This window comes from Streptomyces aquilus, from assembly GCF_003955715.1.
In the GTDB taxonomy this organism is placed as follows: Bacteria; Actinomycetota; Actinomycetes; order Streptomycetales; family Streptomycetaceae; genus Streptomyces; species Streptomyces aquilus.
In genome coordinates this window covers 9894202-9912216 of record NZ_CP034463.1, presented here as the reverse complement: position 1 = coordinate 9912216, position 18015 = coordinate 9894202, and the positions used below count along the sequence as shown (strand labels likewise).

The window sequence follows — 18015 nt, the reverse complement described above, 5'->3', positions numbered from 1 at the left end:
CCCGGGTCAGTGCCGCCCCTTCGCTCCCCCGAACAGTCGTGGTGGCCGCCCGACGCACCCCTCACTCCTCCTGCGTGTCGAAGGCGACGAACCTCAACTCCGATGTGTAGCGCCGCCCTTCGTCATCGGTGAGCCAGGTCTGTTCCGGCGTCGGGAGCATCTCCGTGAACGTGGCTGTGCCGTTCGGGCCCTTGCGGGCCAGGCGGCGCAGGGCCTTGGCGAGGATCGTGACGTAGACCGGGCTGTCGAAGTCGACGTAGAAGGGCCGGGACTCCGTCGGAGAGACCACGAAGACGTAGCGGGGCAGAGCGTGTCGGGCGCGCCACTGGCGGGCCCGGACGAAGCGCCGGGCTTCGTCCTTGTCGTCGGCGAAGGCCGCGTCCGCGGCGAGCAGCTGCCAGGTCTCGCGCGCGACCACCATCCGGTCGAGGGTGACGCGAGGGGTGTGGGCGGCCGGTGGCAGCAGCCGGAAGAGGTCCATGGACAGCGTGGTCAGGACGTGCGAGAAGACGTCGACGGCGGGGAAGAGGGCGCCGTCGGGCAGGCGGACGACCAGGTCGTCGCCGCGCTCCTCGACGAGGGCGTCGGCACTGCGGACGGCCCGCGGGCGAGCAGGGTCGGCGGTGAAGTCGGAGAGGGCGACCTGGTAGTCCTGGGGGCGTATCAGCGTCTGGCGGACGCGGGCGGAGAGGCGGGCGCGGTGTTCCTTGGGGATCAGGGGCAGTAGCCGCGGGCCGGGGTGGTCTAGGTCGGTGTGGGCGAACAGTTCGTCGATGTCGGGGTGCTGGTGGGTGAAGAGCGAGGCGCCCAGGGTGTTGGCGGCGAGGTGGAGTTCGCCGAGGACGAGGGTGAGGTCGCCGCGGGCGGCTGCCTCGGGACCGTCGGCGGCGATCATGATGTCCGGGCTGAGGTAGCGGGCGGCGGTCCAGCCTCCGCCGCCGTCGAACTCCTGCCGCACGGCCCCTTCGATGTCGGCGACGTGCCGGCTGACCCTGCGGGCCCCTTCGGGGACTGTCAGGATGCGCTGCCAGCGTGCGGCGAACTCCCGCTGCAGTTCCCCGGCCGTGGTGCGGGCGGTGCCGTGCAGGACCGGCAGGCACGCGAACCAGAACGAGGCCAGGTCGACCGGGCCGTCCGCGGCGAGCCGGCGATGGATCCCGCGGATCTCGGCTTGCACGGTGGCGGCCAGTTGTGAGGTGAGCCAGCCCGCGCTGTCCATCAGGATGCGCAGCGGCGCCAGCGCCTCCACGACAGCCGGACCGAGGCGGGCGGTGGCCGAGCGGCGGGTGTCGCTGTACACGAGAGCGCGGCAGGGGGCGGTGGAGGCCGACTTCTCGCGTACGGCGGCCGTGTCGGTGAGGCCGGTGAAGTCGCGCTCCAACTCCGCCAGCGCGGTCAGTAGTTCGTCCTCGTCGGTGGCTGCGGCCACTTTCGTCTTCCCCGCCTCCAGGAGGTCGAGGGCGGCAAGGCCGCGTCGCCTGAGGCCGGGCTCGCCGATGGTCAGCAGCCAGCTGCGCAGGGCACGCTCGGGGTGGGTGTCGGCCGGCACCTCCACCCGCCAGGTCACCCAGCGGCGGGCCACCAGGTCGTGCAGCGTCGCGTCGACATCGATGCCGGGCAGGTCGGCGGCGATGTCGCGGGCCTTGCGGACCCCGTCGCAACGGGCGAGAACCGCCGCGGCCGCGGCGGACACCGTCGTCGGGCGCCGGCCGGGCACACGCACCTCGGCACCGTGCACGACGACGAACGGCACCCGCCTCGGGGCGATCCAACCGCGCACCGCCGGGTCCGCGTCCAGAATCCTGGCGAGTGCGTCGATGCCCCAACTGGCCCAGTAGACCGCGGAGTCGGCGGTCAGTCCGGTCCCGGGGTCGACCTGCGCCCCGGACGCCGCGGGGTCCCAGCGGCCCCAGCCGACCGGGCCGAAGAAACCGATGGTGTCGTTCTTCACGCAGAACCGCTGCCAGTAGTGCGCGACGAGCTCCTCGCGCTGGCGGGGCATGCTGCTGCGCGCGTCGGTGTCGGGATTCCAGCGCAGGAACGGGGCGATGCCGGTGGTGAGCACGGGACGGTTCTGCCAGGCCAGCGCCTGCCGGAACGCGGGGGTGCGGGCGATGTCCTGAAGTGCGTGCGCGGTCTCCACGGCCGCCGCGCCCAGTTCGCCGGCGAAGGCCTCCCAGTCGGGGCCGGACAGCGGGGTGTCGGGGTCGAACTTGTCGGCGGCCTCGGCCAGTCCGGGCGGGGCCAGGCGCAGCACGCCGTCGGCCGGGAAGCCCGGGCCGCGCAGCGCGAACTGGTTCCACAGGCGCCAGCGGCCGAGGAACGGGACGAGGTCTTCGGGCATGACGGCACTCCTTGACGCGCGCGGGACGGGGTGAGGCGGTGGTTGCGGGGTCCGGCAGCAGGGCGGCCGGCCGGTGGCCCCGGCCCGCGCACGGGTCGAGGTGCGCGGGGCGTCGGGGAACCCGGGCGTGGCCACGGTGCCCTGGGGTCAGGGGCGCCCGAAGTCGGCGTCGACGACCTCGGCGAGGTCGCGCGGGGTCGGGTAGGCGAAGACCAGGGAGACCGGGATGTCGTCGGAGCCGAGGATCTCCTGGAGGCGGCCGGTGATCTGGAAGGCGGTGAGCGAGTCGCCGCCCGCCTCGTAGAAGTCGGTGTCCGCGGTGAGGTCGGCGTAGTCCAGGACGTCGCGGAAGACGTCGACGAGCAGGTCGAGGGTGCTGACGGCGGTGGCGGTGTTCTCGGTCATGGTGTGTCCTCCGGGAAGGTGGTGGGTGCGGTGCAGGTGTGCAGGCGGGCGGCGGTGTTGCCGCCGGAGACGACGGCCACGGCGGTTTCACGGCGGCCGGCGCGCAGGGCTCCGGCCAGGGCGACGGCGCCGCTGGGTTCGGCGTCGACGCCGTGGCGGCGCAGCAGGGCTGCCGCGGCGAGGATCTCGGCCTCGCCGACGGCGATGAGGTCGTCGACCCGGTCGCGGATGATCGGGTAGGTGAGGTGTCCGGGCCGCTGACCGCGCAGGCCGTCGGCGACGGTGTCGCTCGGTGGTAGCTGAACGGGGTGTCCGGCGGCCAGGGAGCGGGCGTAGCGCGGGGTCAGGGCGGGTTCGACACCGACGACGCGGACGGGGTGTGCGGTGGCGGCGAGACAGACGCCCGCCAGCAGACCGCCGCCGCCGACGGGGACGTAGACCGTCTCGGTGTCGGGGGCGTCGGTGAGGAGTTCGGTGCCGACCGTGCCCTGACCGGCGATCACCAAAGGGTGATCGGACGAGGGGACGAGGACGGCGCCGGTCGTCTCGGCGAGTGCCCGGGCGCGGTCCTCGCGCTCGGCCACTCCCCCGCCGACCTGGACGGTGCGGGCGCCCAGGGCGCGGATGGCGGCGGCTTTGGCGGGGGCCGCACCGGCGGCGAGCACGACGGTCAGTTCGAGGCCGAGGGTGCGGGCGATGCGGGCGAGGGCGATGCCGTGGTTGCCGGAGGAGCCGGTGACGACGCGTTCGGCGCCCAGGGCGAGGACGGCGTTGGCGGCACCGCGGGTCTTGAACGAGCCGCCGATCTGGCGGTGTTCGGCCTTCAGCAGCAGGTACGGGCCGCAGGCGGTGGTGACCGGACCGGGCAGCAGGGGGGTGCGCACGATGTACGGAGCGATGCGGGCGGCGGCGACGGCGAGCTCGGCGGGCCCGTGGACAGGGCCCAGGGCGCGCGTGGTCGCGGGCCGGGTGCCGAGCGCGGTGTGGTGGCCGGTGGCGGTCGGCGTGCTCATGCGGTGCTCCCGGCGACCAGGCGGCCACGGTCTGTCTTGCCGCCGCGGGTGGTGGGCAAGGTGGTGTGGCGGTGGAACCGGCGCGGCATCAGATGGGGCGGCAGAGTGCGGGCCAGATGGGCGCGCAGGGCGGCGTCCGGCATGGTGTCGTCCCCGGTGACATGCGCCGCCAGGTAGACGCGGCCGCGGTCGTCGGTGTGCGCGGTGATGACGGCCCCGCTGACGGCGGGGTGGGCGAGCAGGGCTCCCTCGATCTCGGCGGGGTCCACCCGGTAGCCGCGGATCTTGATCTGCCGGTCGCCGCGCCCCTCGTAGCGCAGTCCCTGGGGACTCCACCGGCCGAGGTCACCGGTGCGGTACAGGCGGGAGCCGGGTGGTCCGTAGGGGTCGGGGACGAAGGAGGCGGCCGTGCGGGCCGGCAGTCCGCCGTAGCCGCGGGCGAGGCCGGTGCCTCCGATGTACACCTCGCCCACCACGCCGTCGGGGACGGGTGCGAGGTCGGGGCCGAGGACGCGGACCGTGGTGCCGGGCCTGGGCAGGCCGACGACGTCGTCGGCCGGATCGGCATCGGGTACGACATCGTGACGAGTGGTCGTCATGGTGCACTCGGTCGGGCCGTACTGGTTCACGAGGCGGCCGGGAACGAGGGAACGGCCGCCCGCGGTGAGGAAGGGACGCAGGGACTCGCCGCTGGACGCGACGAGCGTGACGCCGGCCAGCGGGTCGGCGAGGGCGCGCTGTGCGGCGAGGTGGGTGAGGAAGGACGGGGTGACGCTGAGCAGGGCGGTGACACCGTGCTCGCGCACGGTGTTCGCGAACTCGGCCGGGCGCAGCAGCCGGGCGCGCTCCACCAGGACGAGGCGGGCGCCGGCCAGCAGGGGTGCGAAGGTGTCGCGAATCGAGGCGTCGTAGCCCAGCGGAGCCATCTGAAGGACGACCGTCTCCGGGCCGAGGCCGAAGGCCCGGGCGGTGTCGCGCAGGTAGCCGTCGAGGGCGTGGTGCTCGACGAGGACGGGACTCGGCTCGCCGGTGCTGCCGGAGGTGTGGCTGACGTAGGCCAGGGCACGGGGGGCTACGGGCGCAAGCGGAGGATCGACGGCGGGGGCTGCGGCGTCCGGTGCGTCCAGCTGGACGACGGGGACGCCGAGGTCCAGGGCAGGGGCGTGCGCCGTGGTGGTCAGCAGCAGGCGGGCGTGCGCGCTGCGGACGAAGGAGGCCAGCCGGTCGCGGGGCTGGCTCACGTCCAGGGTGAGGAAGGCCGCACCGCAGCGCAGGACGGCCGTCATGGCCGCCACGGCGTCCAGACCGTGGTCGACGGCAACGGCGCAGACGGTCTCCGGCCGCACGCCGTGGGCCCGCAGCAGGCGGGTCAGCTGTGTGGTCCGGTCGTGGAGTCGCCGGTAGGTCACCGGGCCGTCGGGGGTGTCCAGGGCGATCCGCCGCGGGTGCCGGGCGGCGTGTTCGGCGAGGTCGTCGGCGAGCGTGCGCATCAGCGCTCCCCCTGATCGGTGACGGTCCGGTCGACGGCGACGAACCGCAGTTCGGAGGTGTAGCGCCGGCCGTCGGCGTCGGTGAGCCAGGCCTGCTCCGGGGTGGGCAGCATCTCGCTGACCTTCAGACGGGCGCCGGGGTCCTTGCGGGCGAGGCGGCGGGCGGCCTTGGCGAGGATGGTGGTGTAGACGGGGCTGTCGAAGTCGACGTAGAACGGGCGGGGTTCGGTCGGGGAGACGACGAACACGAAGCGCGGCAGGTCGTGGCGGCGCTGCCAGTGGCGGGCCCGGACGAAACGCGCGGCCTCCGACTTCTCGTCGGCGAAATCGACGTCCGCGACCGGCAGTTGCCAGGTCTCACGGGCCAGGATCATGCGGTCGACGCTGATGCGCGGGGTGTGGTCGCCCCCGGGGCGCAGGGTGAAGCGGTCCATCACGCGCTGGGTGAGGGTGTTGGCGTAGGCGTCGAGGAGGTCGTAGCGGGTGCCGTCGGGGAGGACCACGGTCAGCCGGCCGTCGGCGTCCTCGACCAGGACATCGGCGCTCAGCACGGTGCGCGGACGGTGGGGGTCTCCGGTCTGGTCGACCAGCGCCACGTAGTGGTCCTGCTCACGGTCGAGCGAAGGGCGGCTGCGGGTGGACCACTTCAGGGGCAGCTCCTTGGCGAGCATGGGCAGCAGGCGCGGGGCGGGGAAGTCGCGGCTGGTCTCGGCGATCAGTTCGTCGCGGCCGGGGTGCTGGTGCACGAAGAGGGAGGCGCCCATGGTGTTCAGGGCGCAGTGCATCTCGCCCAGGACCAGTTCCACGTCCCCGCGCGCCAGCGCCGCCTCGTCCTCGGCGACGACGAGGACGTCGGGGCTGATGTAGCGGGCCAGGGACCAGCCGTCCCCGGGCTCCTCGAACTCCTCACGGACCCGGGCGGCGAGGTCGGCGGTGGTCCGCCGGACATGGCGCGCGCCGTCCGGGATGTCGAGCAGGCGGGCCCACTTGGCGCGCAGTTCGCCCTGGACGGCGTCGATGAGGTCGCCCGCCTCGGGATGCGGTGAGGGCAAGGTGTGCAGCCACAGGGTGGCGAGGTCGACGGGGCCGTCGGCGGCGAGCCGGTCGTACACGGTGCGCAGGCGTACGCGGATCCCGTCGGCGAAGCGGTTGGTCATCCAGCGCGCGGCGGTCAGGCACAGCTGGAGGGGTTCCAGGTGGGCGAGCAGACCCGGTCCTGCGGTGGCGGTGGCCGCGCGGCGCGTGTCGGAGTAGACCAGGCCGCGGCAGGGTGCGGTCCGGGCGCCCTTGGCACGCTGGGCCTCGGTGTCGGTGAGGGCGGCGAAGTCGGTCTCCAGCGCGCCGATCGCGGCGGTCAGCGCGTCGGCGTCGTCGCCGGCCTCGCGCACGGCGTCGCGCCCGCCCTCCAGGACGGCGAGCTTCGCCAGCGCACGCCCACGCGCCTCCTCGTCGGGGACCCGCTCCACGATGGCGCGCAGGGCACGGTCGGGGTGGGTGGCCGCCGGGACCTCCAGGCGCCAGTGCACCCAGCGCCTGCGGGCCAGCTCCCGCACGACGGCCGTGACGTCGTCCTCGGGCAGATCGAGTACGGCGGCGATCTCGGCCACCGGCCGGGTCCCGTCGCACAGTGCGAGTACCGCCGCCTCACGCTCCCCCACCGGCTGCGCGGGCCGGCCGGGCACCCGGACGGTGGCGCCGACGACCCGGACGATGGAGACGCGGCGCGGCGGGATCCAGCGCATCAGCGCGGCGTCCTCGGCCAGCACCTTCGCCAGCGCGTCGATCGCCCAGCCGGAGAAGTACACCTCGCCCGCGGCCAGGAAGGTGTCCCCGGCGCGGCGGGAGAGGGCGTCCGTCGCGGCCAGGTCCCAGCGGCCCCAGCCGACCGGGCCGAAGAAGCCGATGGTGTCGTTCTTCACGCAGAACCGCTGCCAGTAGTGCGCGACGAGCTCCTCACGCTGGCGGGGCATGCTGCTGCGCGCGTCGGTGTCGGGATTCCAGCGCAGGAACGGGGCGATGCCGGTACGCAGCACCGCAGGGTTCTGCCAGGCCAGGGCCGCCTGGAAGCGGGGCCGGGCGGCGACCTGCTGCAAGTGGCGGGCGGTGTGCACGGCCGCGGTGGCGAGCTCCTGGGTGAAGCCGTCCCACTCGGGGCCGGACAGCGGGGTGTCGGGGCCGAACTTGTCGGCGGCCTCGGCCAGTCCGGGCGGGGCCAGGCGCAGCATGCCGTCGGCGGGGAAGCCCGGGCCGCGCAGCGCGAACTGTTCCCACAGCCGCCAGCCTCCGCCCGGCAGCAGGACAGGTGCGTGCTCGTCCGACATCGCGTGCTCCTTCCGGAAAGGGGGGTGCGGGGAAGTGACCGGCCCCGGGGCGGACGGTGGTCCGCCCCGGGTTCGCCGGGTTCTCCGGCCGGAGAGCACCGTCCCGCGCGGCGGGGGCGTGCCGACAGAGAAGATCCGGCAGCAACACGTGCCGCGGGGTCGGCGTGTTCGTCCCTGACCCCGGCCTCCGGGGCCCGGGCACGCTGTCGGCGTCGGCCGTGACCTGCGGCCGGTCCCACCACCCGCGGGAGGTTCACCGTGACGCAACCCGACTTCGCCAACGGCGCGGACGCCGAGGAGGCCCGCCCGGGCACCGACGAGGAGTACCTCGTGGTGCGCAACGACGAGGAGCAGTACTCGATCTGGCGGGCGGACCGCGCACTCCCCGCGGGCTGGCACCCGGAGGGACTGCGCGGCGGCCGGCAGGCGTGCTTGGACCACATCGGCGAGATCTGGACGGACATGCGTCCGCTGAGCCTGCGCCGACGGCTGGCCGAGGCAGATGCCTGAGGGACTCCCGGGCAGGCTCCCGGGTCCCTCGGCCCACGACCCGCCGGCCACCGGCGCGCCCCCGCCGCCGGCCGTTCACGCCCCGCGTCCGGCACTGCCGCAACGCCTGTGCCCGGCGGTGCTGGACCTGTCGGGGCTGCGCGACGGACCGCCCGCGCAAGGCCCCCGTGCCCTGCGCGGCCCGCTGGAGCTGTACCTGGCACGGGTCGCGGAGCAGGACGCACAGACCCTCCGGCACGCCCGCGAGGTCCTCGACGCCGAGGAACGGGCCCGTGCCCGCGCCTTCCGGCACGACCGGGACCGCGACGCCTACGTGGTCGCCCACGCGGCGCTGCGGGGTGTGCTGAGCGTCGTGACGGGGGTACGCGCCGACGCACTGCCGCTGACGCGCGAGCCCTGTGCCGGCTGCGGCGGACCGCACGGGCGGCCCGTGCTGCCCACACCAGGGGTGCACTTCTCGCTGTCGCACAGCGGCGGGCTGGTGCTGGTGGCACTCGCGCCGGCGCCGGTCGGGGTCGACGTGGAAGAACTGGCCACCGTGAAGGTCATGCTCAGCGCGCAGCCGGCACTGCACCGCGCGGAGGCGGACGAGCTCACCCAGCTGCCCGCCTACAGCCGGCCGGCGGCCTTCACCCGTGCCTGGGTCCGCAAGGAGGCCTATCTCAAGGGGCTGGGCACGGGGCTGGTCCGCAACCCCGCGCTCGACTACCTGGGCACCGGCCCGACGCCCACCGATCCGGCACCGGGCTGGGCGGTGCGCGACGTCCTGGTCCCGTCCGGCTATGCGGCCGCCGTGGGCCTGCGCACCTGAGGACCCGCCCACCACAGCGCGGCGGGGACCGGTATCGAACCGGTTCCCGCCGCGCTGTCGGCATTGCGCCCCAAGAGGTCCGACCCACGCACCGCCTTCACCGATCGCCCACGCCTTCCCCCGGGATGACCGGTATACGATCACGCGGATGACCGCAGCCGAACCCACCATCGTCGCCACCTCGGGCGGTGCGCGCCCCGGCCGACGCACACGGGTGCTCTTCGACGCCCTGGTCCACCACGCGGTCGACCTCTCCGGCGTGCACGGCAGGCGCCCGCGCATCCTCCACGTCGGCACGGCCGCGGGAGACGCCGAACTCGTCACGGCGCGGGTCTCCGAAGCCGCCCGGGTGGCGGGCTACGACCTGACGCCGTTGCAGCTGTTCCCCATGCCCAACGTCGAGGACATCGAGGCCACGGTGCTCGGCCACGACGTGGTGTGGGTGGGAGGCGGATCGGTGGCCAACCTGCTCGCGGTATGGCGGGTGCACGGCCTGGACGAGGTCATGCGGCGCGCCTGGCAGGCGGGAGTGGTGCTCGCCGGCGTGAGCGCGGGCTCGATCTGCTGGTTCCAGGGCGGCACCACCGACTCCTTCGGACCCGAACTGCGCGCGGTCACCGACGGCCTCGCGCTTCTCCCCTACGGCAACGGCGTGCACTACGACTCGGACGAGGGCCGCCGCCCACTGATCCACCGCCTGGTCGCCGACGGCACCTTCTCCGAGGCGCACTGCACCGACGACGGGGTGGGCCTGGTCTACCGCGGCACCGAACTCGTCGAGGCGGTCGCGGAGTTGCCGCACAAGGCGGCGTACCTGGTGCGACGGGAGGACGGCCGCGCCGTGGAGGAGCGGATCGAGCCACGGCTGCTGCCGGCGGCCTGACCGGCCCCTCCCGCCCGGCTGCCCGCACACGACCGAGCGGGGCGACGGACCGGCCCTCGATGCCGTCGGCACCAGGTCCGTGCGTTCCGTGCCCCGCGTCGTCGACGGGTGCCTTCAGGACTCAGACCAGGCCGTGGCGTACGGCGTGGGCGACCGCGTGCGCGCGGTTGCGGGCCTGTAGTCGGGTCATGAGTTCGTAGATGACGTTCTTGACGGTGTGTTCGGAGCAGCCCAGCAGCAGGGCGATGTCGGCGTTGCCGTGTCCCTCGGCCATCAGACGCAGGACCTCGGTCTGCCGCGCGGTCAGGGCCGGCGCGCGGGCGGCGGGCGGCCCGTCCGGGCGGAGGCCGGTGCTCAGCACGCCGGACAACTCCGGGTAGGGGATGCTCGGATGCGGGTGCGCCGCCCGCAGGACGGCCTCCCGGAGACCGTCCTCGGCCAGCTCGGCGGCGCCGATGACGACGGCTCCGGCGCGCAGGGCCCGCCGACGGCCCTCCGGGCCGACGGTGTCGCAGACGAACAGCACCGGCCCGGGCGGGCGCGGCCTGCGCAGTGCCTGGTCCACGTCGGCGGCGACGATCACGGTGACCGTCCCGGACGCCACCGACTCGTCTGTGCCGGGCCCCAGTCCGGCACGCTCGACGACCGCGCGGACCCGGTCCGCGCCCGGGGCCGACGCCACCCGCACCGCGACGGCGGAAGCGGGCGGCGCCGTCAGCGTGGCGGTCACAGCAGACCCGCCCGCAGCGCGTAGGCGACCGCGTGGGCGCGGTTGCGCAGCCTGAACCGCTGGGTGATGTCGTGCACGACGGTGGTCACGGTGCGCGGCGAGTAGGCGAGCCGCTGGGCGATCTCGGCCGTCTCGTGCCCGTCGGCCACCAGGCGCAGCACCGAACGCTCCCGCTCGGACAGCATGCCCTCGCTCCAGCCTCCGGAGCCGCGCACGGACGCGTCCGGTTGGTCCAGGAGCTCCTCCAGCAGACCCGGCGGCAACGTGCAGTCGTCCCGGGCGGCCGCCAGCACCGCGTGGGCCAGACGGGACGCGTCGGCCTCGCGGCGCAGCAGCAGGCCACGGGCGCCGGCGGCCAGCGCGTGCAGGACGTCCCCGGAGGCCAGGAGGCCCGCCACCAGGACGACGGCGGGGCGGTGGGACTGGGTGCGGGTGGCACGCACCATGTCGAGTTCGGCCGGACCGAGCCGGTCCACGGTGAGAACGGCGACCCGCGCGTCGGCGGACTCGCACACCGTCAGCTCGGGCCGGACGAGCAGGGTCGCGCGGATGCCTGCCTCCAGCACCGGGTCGAGTGCGACCACACTGACAGGTACAGGTGCTCCCATCTGCTGCTCCTTGGAAGATCGTGCGCCCGGCCTGAGACTCTGCGGGCGGTCTGGCATGGGGACTTGGGAACACCGTGCCGTCCGCACGACCGCCGGGGCATCGGTAGACGGACCCCACATTTACGTACCGCCCGCCCCGGTGCCGCCCAGCAGGCGGGGATGCCCTGGCCGTTCACCCCGCCCAGGGCAACGCGGCCAAGGCCGGACGCAACCTCCTATACGGAGCCATGGGGGGCGCGCACCCACCCGGTACCCACTCCACCCCGCTGCGGCCGAACCCACCCGCCGCACACTCCTGGAGACGCACGCCCCCCACCTGCGGTTCTCCACTCCCGCCCCCCATACCCCCACCCATGGGGAGGGTGCGGCGAGAATATGGGGGACGGTTACCCATGTGGGGCCCGCAGGGGGTCTGCGACCTTCTTCTCGTGACCGACACCGCCAGCCTCCCGACTCCCCGGAGCGCCGACCTTCCCGCCACCTGGTGGGCCCCGGCGCTGACCCTCACGGAGCGGCTCGCCGCCCCCGGGCTCCCCGACGCGGCCGCCGCGACCGGCGCCCGCGGGCCGATGCCCTGGGCCGTCGGGGACGCGGAGGGCTTCGCCCTGCGGCTGGACCGCCTGGGCGTGGACGGCGACACCGCGGCGGCCCTGGCCGCCGAGCCCGCCGAGCGCCTGGCAGAGCGGACCGCCAAGCCCGACTGGGCCTCCTTCGCGGAGGAAGTGCTGGCCGCCGCGCCCGACGGCCTCGCCGAGGTCGAGGTCGGCGGCGCCGGTCCGGACGTGTTCGCCCCGGTGGTCAGGCCGCTGGTCGCCACGGCCGCCGCCCGCTTCGCGGACCTGACGGCCGGCCTCCCGGACACCGAAGCCACCGTGTGGCGGGACGGATTCACCGAGCGCCTGACCCGCCAGCTGGTCCGGCAGGCCGCCCGCACCCTGGTCCAGGAACTGCACGCCGCCCGCCGCGCCCGGCGGCTGGCGGGAGCCGGTCCGCGCGAGCGGTTCGTCTCCTTCGCCGCGGCCGCCGGCACCCGCCGCGGACTGGCGGACCTGTTCGCCGCCTACCCCGTACTGGCCCGGATGCTCACCCGGACCGCCCTGGACGCGACGCAGGCCGCCGCCGAGCTGGCCGCCCGCTTCCAGGCCGACCGCTCAGCCCTGGCCACCACCCTCCTCGACGGCCGTACGCCGGACAGGCTCGTCCGTGTCGACCTCGGCCGCGGCGACGCCCACCAGGGCAACCGGTCCGTGGCGATCCTGCACTTCGCCGACGGCAGCCGGCTCGTCCACAAGCCCCGCCCCCTCGACCAGCACGCTCTCCTCGACCACCTGGTCGCCTGGCTCAACGCCAAGGTGCCCGGACTGGGACTGCGCACTCCGCGCACGCTGCGCCGCGACGCCTACGGCTGGCTGGAGTTCATCGAGCACCGCTGGTGCACGTCGGTCACCGAGACCGACGCCTTCTACCGCCGCCAGGGCGCCCTGCTGGCCCTGCTCTACGCGGTGGACGGCGCCGACATGCACTACGAGAACGTCATCGCCCACGGCGACCAGCCGGTCCTGGTGGACGCCGAGACACTGCTGCACACCGGTCTCGGACAGGCCCTCACGGCGGGCGCCGACCCGGCCGCGGACGCCCTGGCCGCCTCCGTCCACCGCACCTGCCTGCTCCCCCACCTCCTCATCGGCGAGCACGGTGCCCTGGACATCTCCGCACTCGGCCGGGACACCGACGGCACCTTCCCCAGCGAGGGCCTGCGCTGGGAGGACAGCGGACAGGACACGATGCGGGCGGTACGCGGCCCACTGCCCAGCCCTGCGGCCCAGAACCACCCGCTGCCCCACGGCACCTCCCTCTCCAGCGCCGACCACACGGCGGCCCTGCTCGGAGGATTCCGCACCGCCTACACGGCGATCGCCGCGCACCGCCGCGAACTGCTCGACGCGGACGGCCCGTTGGTCCGCTGGACGGAACGCCCGGCCCGGCTGATCGCCCGCGCGACCCGGCTGTACGCCACGCTTCTGGAGGAGTCCACCCACCCCGCGCTGCTGAGCGACGCGCTCGCCCGGGAAGGCGTGTTCGCAGTGCTGTGGACCGAGTCCGCGCACGACACGGCGCGCGAGCGCCTCATCGAGCACGAGACCGCGGCCCTGTGGCGCGGCGACATCCCCTTCTTCACCCACCGCCCCACCGGCACCGCGGTGCATGCCGACGACGGCACCTCGCTGCCCGGCGTGCTGCCGGTGGCCGCCGCGACGGCCGTGCGCGACAAGCTCGGCCGGATGGACGAGGTCGACTGCCACGACCAGGAATGGATCATCTCGGCCACCCTCGCGGTACGCGGCGCGACTTCACCGCTCGACCGCCCCCGTTCGGAACTCACCCCGGCCCCCGTGCCGCCGGTGGCGCCCGAACCGTCCCGCCTGCTGGCCGCCGCGTGCGGGATCGCCGACGAGATCACCGCCCGCGCGGTGCGGGGCGGCTCGCGCGCCAACTGGATCGGCCTGGAACGGGTGTCCGGAGCGCACTGGGCCGTCCTGCCGATGGGGGCGGGCCTGGCCCAGGGCTACTGCGGGGTGGCCCTATTCCTCGCCCACACCGAGGCACTCACCGGATCCGGGCGCTACGGCGCGGCCGCCCGTGAGGCGGTCCGCCCGCTCCCCGCCCTGCTCAAGGCGCTCGCCGAGGACCCCGAACTGAGCGCGGCGGCGGGCCCCGGCGGCTACGACGGACTCGGCGGGATCGTGTACACGCTGGTCCGCCTGGCCCAGCTCCTCGACGAGAACCTGCGGGCCTGTCTGCCGGACGCGCTGACCGCACTCGGCCACGCGACGGCGGCGTGTTCCGACCCCGGGCTGGCCCAGGGCCGAGCCGGGGCACTGGCCGCCGCGGTCGCCGCGTACGAGGCCACCGGTGATCCGGCGGCCCTGCGCCTGGCGGACCGGATCGCGGACCTCCTGGCCACAGCACCGGCAGACGGTCACCTCCCCGCCACCGCCGGTCTCGCCGACGGCACCGCCGGAATCGTATGGGCGCTGCGGCGCTGGGCCGGACACCGGCCCGAGCGTGCGGCCGGCGTCGAAGCCGCAGCCCGCGCCCTGCTCGACGCCACGCCGCACACCGGCGACGAAGCGGACCTCTCCTGGGCGCACGGGCTGGCCGGACAGGCCGCCGCCGGACTCACGGAAGGCACCGGCCGCCTCGCCAACGCCCCCACCGGCCCCGACCTCAGCCTCGCCCAGGGCGCCCTCGGCCGACTGGATGCCCTGGCCGCCCTGGCCGAACAAGGCGACACCACAGCCCGGTCGGCCCTGCGCCGGCACAGCGGTCACGTCCTCGCCCTCGTCGAGGCCCAGGGCCACCGGTGCGCCACCCCCGACCACGTCCCCTCCCCCGCGCTGATGACCGGCCTGGCCGGCATCGGCTACGGACTGCTCCGCCTGGCCGACCCGGACGCCGTCCCGTCAGTCCTGCTCCTGCACCACCCCGACCACTGACCCACCCGCACCTTTGCTCGTCAGCACAACGGCTCCTCCCACCTCCCACCCCGTGCGCCCCGCACGGGACACCAGAAGGGACCACCGTCATGGACCAGCACCTCGTCGCCGCCGACTCCGCCGAGTTCACCGCCGCCGAGACCGTGCCCGCCGAGCAGGACGCCGCGGGCGGCATCACCCTCTCCGGCCGCAACCGCGCCTGCGCCCGTGCCCGCGTGCTGGCCGGCATGGTCCTCACCAGCGGCATCGTCATCACCCTGAGCACCCTGGACACCTCGGTCTCCGCCCCCAACTGACCGACGTCCGCCAGACGTTCCGCGTGATGGCGCGGGCCCGCCGCGGCGGGCCCGCGCCGCCGCGTTCACACCCCACCTGCGCCCGCGCGCGCACGGGCTGTGTGCTCTTCCCGCGTGCACGCCCGCAGTTGATCTCGACTTGGGTGCGATCTGCCCCAGGCGCACTCTGCCGCCTATCATCAGCGTTCATGCGTTCCCATACGCCTTCCCTGGTCGGGCGGGACCTCCAACTCACCCAGCTCGAACGCGCCATGGCCGACGCGAGGCAGGGCTTGGGCAGCGTCGTCTTCCTGGTCGGCGAGGCCGGAATCGGCAAGTCCCGGCTGGCCGCGGAGGCTGTGGGCGGGGCCCTGGGCTCCGGGATGCGCGTGCTGCGCGGCCGCAGCAGCACCACGGGCCCCGCCGTACCGTTCCGGCCTCTCACCGAGGCGCTGATGTCGCTGTTCCGCGGCGGCGAGCCCATGGACGACCTCGCGCTCGGTCCCTACCGTCCGGTGCTGGGCCGGCTGATCCCCGACTGGGACACAGGGGAACGCGACAGCAGCTCCATGGTCATCCTCGGCGAGGCGGTGCTGCGCCTGCTCATCGCCGCCGGCCGCGGCCAGGGCCAGTTACTGCTCCTGGAGGATCTGCACGACGCCGACCCCGAGACCCTCGGCGTCCTGGAGTACCTGGTCGACAACCTGGCGTACACGCCCGTCCTGCTGGTGGCCACCGTGCGCACCGACATCAGCGACGCCCTCGACCTCGCGCAGTCCGCGCGGCGCCGCGGCGCGGCCACCGTGGTCGAACTGGCGCCGCTGTCCCAGGAGCAGGTCCACCAGGTGATCGCCACCCAGCTGGGCGTGAACAGCCCCGACGACGTGCCCGCCGAAGTGCTCGGCAAACTGTGGGAGGACAGCGCGGGCAGCCCCTACCTCGTCGAGGAACTGCTGCAGTCGATGATCGGCTCGGGCACCCTGGTGCAGGGTCCCGGTGGCTGGCGCGCCGTCGGCGACCTGCGCCGTGACGTTTCCTCAACCCTGGCCCGCGGCATTCTGCGCCGCATCGACCGACTCGGCACCCAGGGCCTGACCCTGCTGTCCGCCGCGGCGGTGCTGGGCCGCCGCTTCCCCCTGTCCGTCCTGCAGCACATGACCGACGTCGACGACCGGACCCTGCTCGGCCACCTCCACGCCGGCGTCGCCGCCCGGCTCGTCGTCCCCGACGAACCCGCCCCCGACTGGTACTCCTTCCGCCACTCCCCCACTCTCGAGGCCCTGTTCACCCAGATGACGCCGGGCCAGCGAGCGGACCTGGCACGGCGGGGCGCGCAGGCGGTGGAGGAACTCCACCCCGCCCTGGAAGGCGACTGGTGCGCCCTGGCCGCCGGTCTGCGCTGCGAGGCCGGCGACCGGGTCGAGGCCGGGCTCCTGTACGCCGACGCGGGCGGACGCGCCCTGGCCGCGGGCGCGCTGAACTCCGCCGTGACCCTCCTCAGCCGTGCCGAGTCCCTGCTCGTCGACGCCGACGATCCACAGGCACGGGCCGCGGTCCTGGAGAACCTGCTGCCCGCCCTCGCCGAAGCCGGCGACTTCGCCCGCGCCTTCGACCTGGTGGACGACCTGCACGCCCTCGGCGGCGCCGGTCTGAGCGCCGCGCGTCTGGCGACGCTGCACGCACGGCTGGCCAAGGTGGCCCACACGGCGGGCCGGTGGAGCGACGGCAACCGGCAGATCGTCCGCGCCCGCGAGGTACTGGCCGCCGCCCCCGACGAAGCCACCGCGGCGGCCGTGGACGTCACCGCCGCCTACCTCGCCCTGGACACGCCCGGCCCGGACCGCACCCAGCACGCCGAGAAGCTGGCGCGCTCCGCGGCCGACACCGCCGAGCGGCACGGACTGCCCGTCGTCGCCTGCCAGGCCTGGGAACTGCTCGCCACCGTGGCCCGCGAGCGGGACCCGCAGGAGTCGGCGGCCATGCTCGGACAAGCCCTGTCCGCCGCCGAACGCCACCGGCTGCCGCTGCAGCGCATGTACGCGGCCACCCGCATGGGCGGCAACGCCTGGCTCGCCGAGGGCGACACCGCGGGACTGCTGACGGCCCGCCAGGAGGCGCTGCGGCTGGGCTCGGTGAACATCGTGCACACCGTCGACGGCATCCTCGTCCTCGATGCCGTGCTGCGCGGCAAGGACGCCGCCGCACGCACGACCGCCGCCGAGTGCCTGGCCGTCGTGCGCCGGCTGCGCCTGGCCCCCGCCGTGCGCTACGTGCTCATGGCGCAGGCCACGTTGGAGGCCCATCGCGGGGACCGGCCCGCCATGGAGGCGGCGCTCGCGGCCTTCACCGAGTGGGACGGCGCCGGTTCGCAGGAGGAGCCGCTCTGCCTGGGCCTGGCGCGGGCCTTCTGCGCCCTGCTGGAGGAGAACCGGGACCTGGCCCGCACGGAGTTGGCGGGGGTGCAGGCCCTGGAGGCGGACAACCCCTCCACCTACCATCTCAGCGGCACCCATGGGCTGCTGCTCCTGCTGGACGTGCTGGGCGGGGACGCCGACCGGGCCCGGCATGCGGAGATCACGGCGACCGCCATGGCCCGCATGCGCTGGAACCGGCAGTTCGTGCACCTGGCCGAGGCCGTCCTGCTGGGCCGGGAAGGGGCCCGGACGGACGCGGCGGCCGCCGTGGAGGCCGCCCTGGTGGTGGCCGAGCCCTATCCGCTGGCCCAGCATCTGGGGCTGCGGCTGATCGCGGACGCCGCGCACCAGGACGACTGGGGAGATCCGGTGGGCTGGCTGCGGCGCGCCGAACACTACTTCCACGAACGGGACATCGCCGCCGTCACCGGCGCCTGCCGGGCGGGACTGCGCCGCCTGGGCGCCCCGGTGCACCAGCACCGCAGCGGCACCAGCGGCATTCCGGAGCAGCTGCGCACCCAAGGGGTGACCGTCCGGGAGTTCGACGTGTTCCGGCTGCTCGCGGAGCGTCTGAGCAACAAGGACATAGCCGACCGGCTGTTCATCTCGCCCCGGACCGCGGAGAAGCACATCGCCAGTCTCATCACCAAGACCGGAGCGGCCAACCGCGCGGATCTGTGCGCGCGATCGGCCGCTCTGCGCTCCGGCTGAACG

The 18015-nt window shown here is 74.7% G+C and carries 13 protein-coding genes; 6 read left to right on the top strand and 7 right to left on the bottom strand.

Annotated elements, in window-relative coordinates; all coding sequences use genetic code 11:
* Positions 1–61: 61 nt before the first annotated feature.
* The 5 genes from EJC51_RS45230 to EJC51_RS45210 form a co-directional block, all read right to left on the bottom strand.
* Entirely contained in the window at positions 62–2344 is a 2283-nt protein-coding gene (locus tag EJC51_RS45230) for a lantibiotic dehydratase (RefSeq protein ID WP_126276438.1), read from the bottom strand.
* Between the two features lie 147 nt (positions 2345–2491).
* Positions 2492–2749 (bottom strand): acyl carrier protein, encoded by a 258-nt coding sequence (locus tag EJC51_RS45225; protein WP_126276437.1) that lies wholly within the window; start codon positions 2747–2749, stop codon positions 2492–2494.
* Positions 2746–3762 (bottom strand): threonine ammonia-lyase, encoded by a 1017-nt coding sequence (locus tag EJC51_RS45220; RefSeq protein ID WP_126276436.1) that lies wholly within the window; start codon positions 3760–3762, stop codon positions 2746–2748. The genes EJC51_RS45225 and EJC51_RS45220 overlap by 4 nt, the downstream gene beginning before the upstream one ends.
* Positions 3759–5252 carry an amino acid adenylation domain-containing protein gene (locus tag EJC51_RS45215; protein WP_126276435.1) on the bottom strand — a complete coding sequence of 498 codons (1494 nt, stop codon included), beginning with the start codon at positions 5250–5252 and terminating at the stop codon, positions 3759–3761. Before EJC51_RS45215 ends, EJC51_RS45220 begins: the two co-directional genes overlap by 4 nt.
* A complete protein-coding gene (locus EJC51_RS45210) occupies positions 5252–7573 on the bottom strand; it encodes a lantibiotic dehydratase (RefSeq protein WP_126276434.1) in 2322 nt (773 codons plus the stop codon). Before EJC51_RS45210 ends, EJC51_RS45215 begins: the two co-directional genes overlap by 1 nt.
* A 258-nt stretch (positions 7574–7831) precedes the next feature.
* On the opposite strand from EJC51_RS45210, the gene EJC51_RS45205 reads away from it, so the two are divergent.
* The 3 genes from EJC51_RS45205 (at position 7832) to EJC51_RS45195 (ending at position 9777) form a co-directional block, all read left to right on the top strand.
* Entirely contained in the window at positions 7832–8083 is a 252-nt protein-coding gene (locus EJC51_RS45205; RefSeq protein WP_126276433.1) for an MbtH family protein, read from the top strand.
* Positions 8076–8894, top strand: coding sequence for a 4'-phosphopantetheinyl transferase family protein (locus EJC51_RS45200; RefSeq protein ID WP_126276432.1), 819 nt, complete (start codon positions 8076–8078; stop codon positions 8892–8894). The genes EJC51_RS45205 and EJC51_RS45200 overlap by 8 nt, the downstream gene beginning before the upstream one ends.
* 148 nt (positions 8895–9042) lie before the next feature.
* Positions 9043–9777 carry a Type 1 glutamine amidotransferase-like domain-containing protein gene (locus tag EJC51_RS45195; protein WP_126276431.1) on the top strand — a complete coding sequence of 245 codons (735 nt, stop codon included), beginning with the start codon at positions 9043–9045 and terminating at the stop codon, positions 9775–9777.
* Between the two features lie 121 nt (positions 9778–9898).
* Here the strand turns inward: EJC51_RS45195 and EJC51_RS49005 are convergent, their stop codons facing one another.
* Together EJC51_RS49005 and EJC51_RS45185 are read right to left on the bottom strand one after the other, a co-directional pair.
* Positions 9899–10507, bottom strand: a complete 609-nt coding sequence (locus tag EJC51_RS49005) for a response regulator transcription factor (protein WP_244363234.1) — start codon at positions 10505–10507, stop codon at positions 9899–9901.
* Positions 10504–11115 (bottom strand): helix-turn-helix transcriptional regulator, encoded by a 612-nt coding sequence (locus EJC51_RS45185; RefSeq protein WP_126276430.1) that lies wholly within the window; start codon positions 11113–11115, stop codon positions 10504–10506. The genes EJC51_RS49005 and EJC51_RS45185 overlap by 4 nt, the downstream gene beginning before the upstream one ends.
* A gap of 428 nt (positions 11116–11543) precedes the next feature.
* Between EJC51_RS45185 and EJC51_RS45180 the strand changes: the two genes are divergently transcribed.
* The 3 genes from EJC51_RS45180 (at position 11544) to EJC51_RS45170 (ending at position 18012) form a co-directional block, all read left to right on the top strand.
* Entirely contained in the window at positions 11544–14612 is a 3069-nt protein-coding gene (locus EJC51_RS45180) for a type 2 lanthipeptide synthetase LanM family protein (protein ID WP_126276429.1), read from the top strand.
* 89 nt (positions 14613–14701) lie between these two features.
* The gene (locus tag EJC51_RS45175; protein WP_126276428.1) at positions 14702–14908 is read left to right on the top strand and encodes a hypothetical protein; all 207 of its coding nucleotides are present in this window, start codon (positions 14702–14704) and stop codon (positions 14906–14908) included.
* Between the two features lie 188 nt (positions 14909–15096).
* Positions 15097–18012 carry a helix-turn-helix transcriptional regulator gene (locus EJC51_RS45170; RefSeq protein WP_126276427.1) on the top strand — a complete coding sequence of 972 codons (2916 nt, stop codon included), beginning with the start codon at positions 15097–15099 and terminating at the stop codon, positions 18010–18012.
* The last annotated feature ends 3 nt before the right edge of the window (positions 18013–18015 follow it).

Coding starts and splice junctions, on each gene's coding strand:
- EJC51_RS45175 (WP_126276428.1), top strand. CDS start 14,702: ATGGACCAGCACCTCGTCGCCGCCGACTCCGCCGAGTTCACCGCCGCC.
- EJC51_RS45215 (WP_126276435.1), bottom strand. CDS start 5,252: ATGCGCACGCTCGCCGACGACCTCGCCGAACACGCCGCCCGGCACCCG.
- EJC51_RS45225 (WP_126276437.1), bottom strand. CDS start 2,749: ATGACCGAGAACACCGCCACCGCCGTCAGCACCCTCGACCTGCTCGTC.
- EJC51_RS45210 (WP_126276434.1), bottom strand. CDS start 7,573: ATGTCGGACGAGCACGCACCTGTCCTGCTGCCGGGCGGAGGCTGGCGG.
- EJC51_RS45170 (WP_126276427.1), top strand. CDS start 15,097: ATGCGTTCCCATACGCCTTCCCTGGTCGGGCGGGACCTCCAACTCACC.
- EJC51_RS45195 (WP_126276431.1), top strand. CDS start 9,043: ATGACCGCAGCCGAACCCACCATCGTCGCCACCTCGGGCGGTGCGCGC.
- EJC51_RS45230 (WP_126276438.1), bottom strand. CDS start 2,344: ATGCCCGAAGACCTCGTCCCGTTCCTCGGCCGCTGGCGCCTGTGGAAC.
- EJC51_RS45185 (WP_126276430.1), bottom strand. CDS start 11,115: ATGGGAGCACCTGTACCTGTCAGTGTGGTCGCACTCGACCCGGTGCTG.
- EJC51_RS45200 (WP_126276432.1), top strand. CDS start 8,076: ATGCCTGAGGGACTCCCGGGCAGGCTCCCGGGTCCCTCGGCCCACGAC.
- EJC51_RS45220 (WP_126276436.1), bottom strand. CDS start 3,762: ATGAGCACGCCGACCGCCACCGGCCACCACACCGCGCTCGGCACCCGG.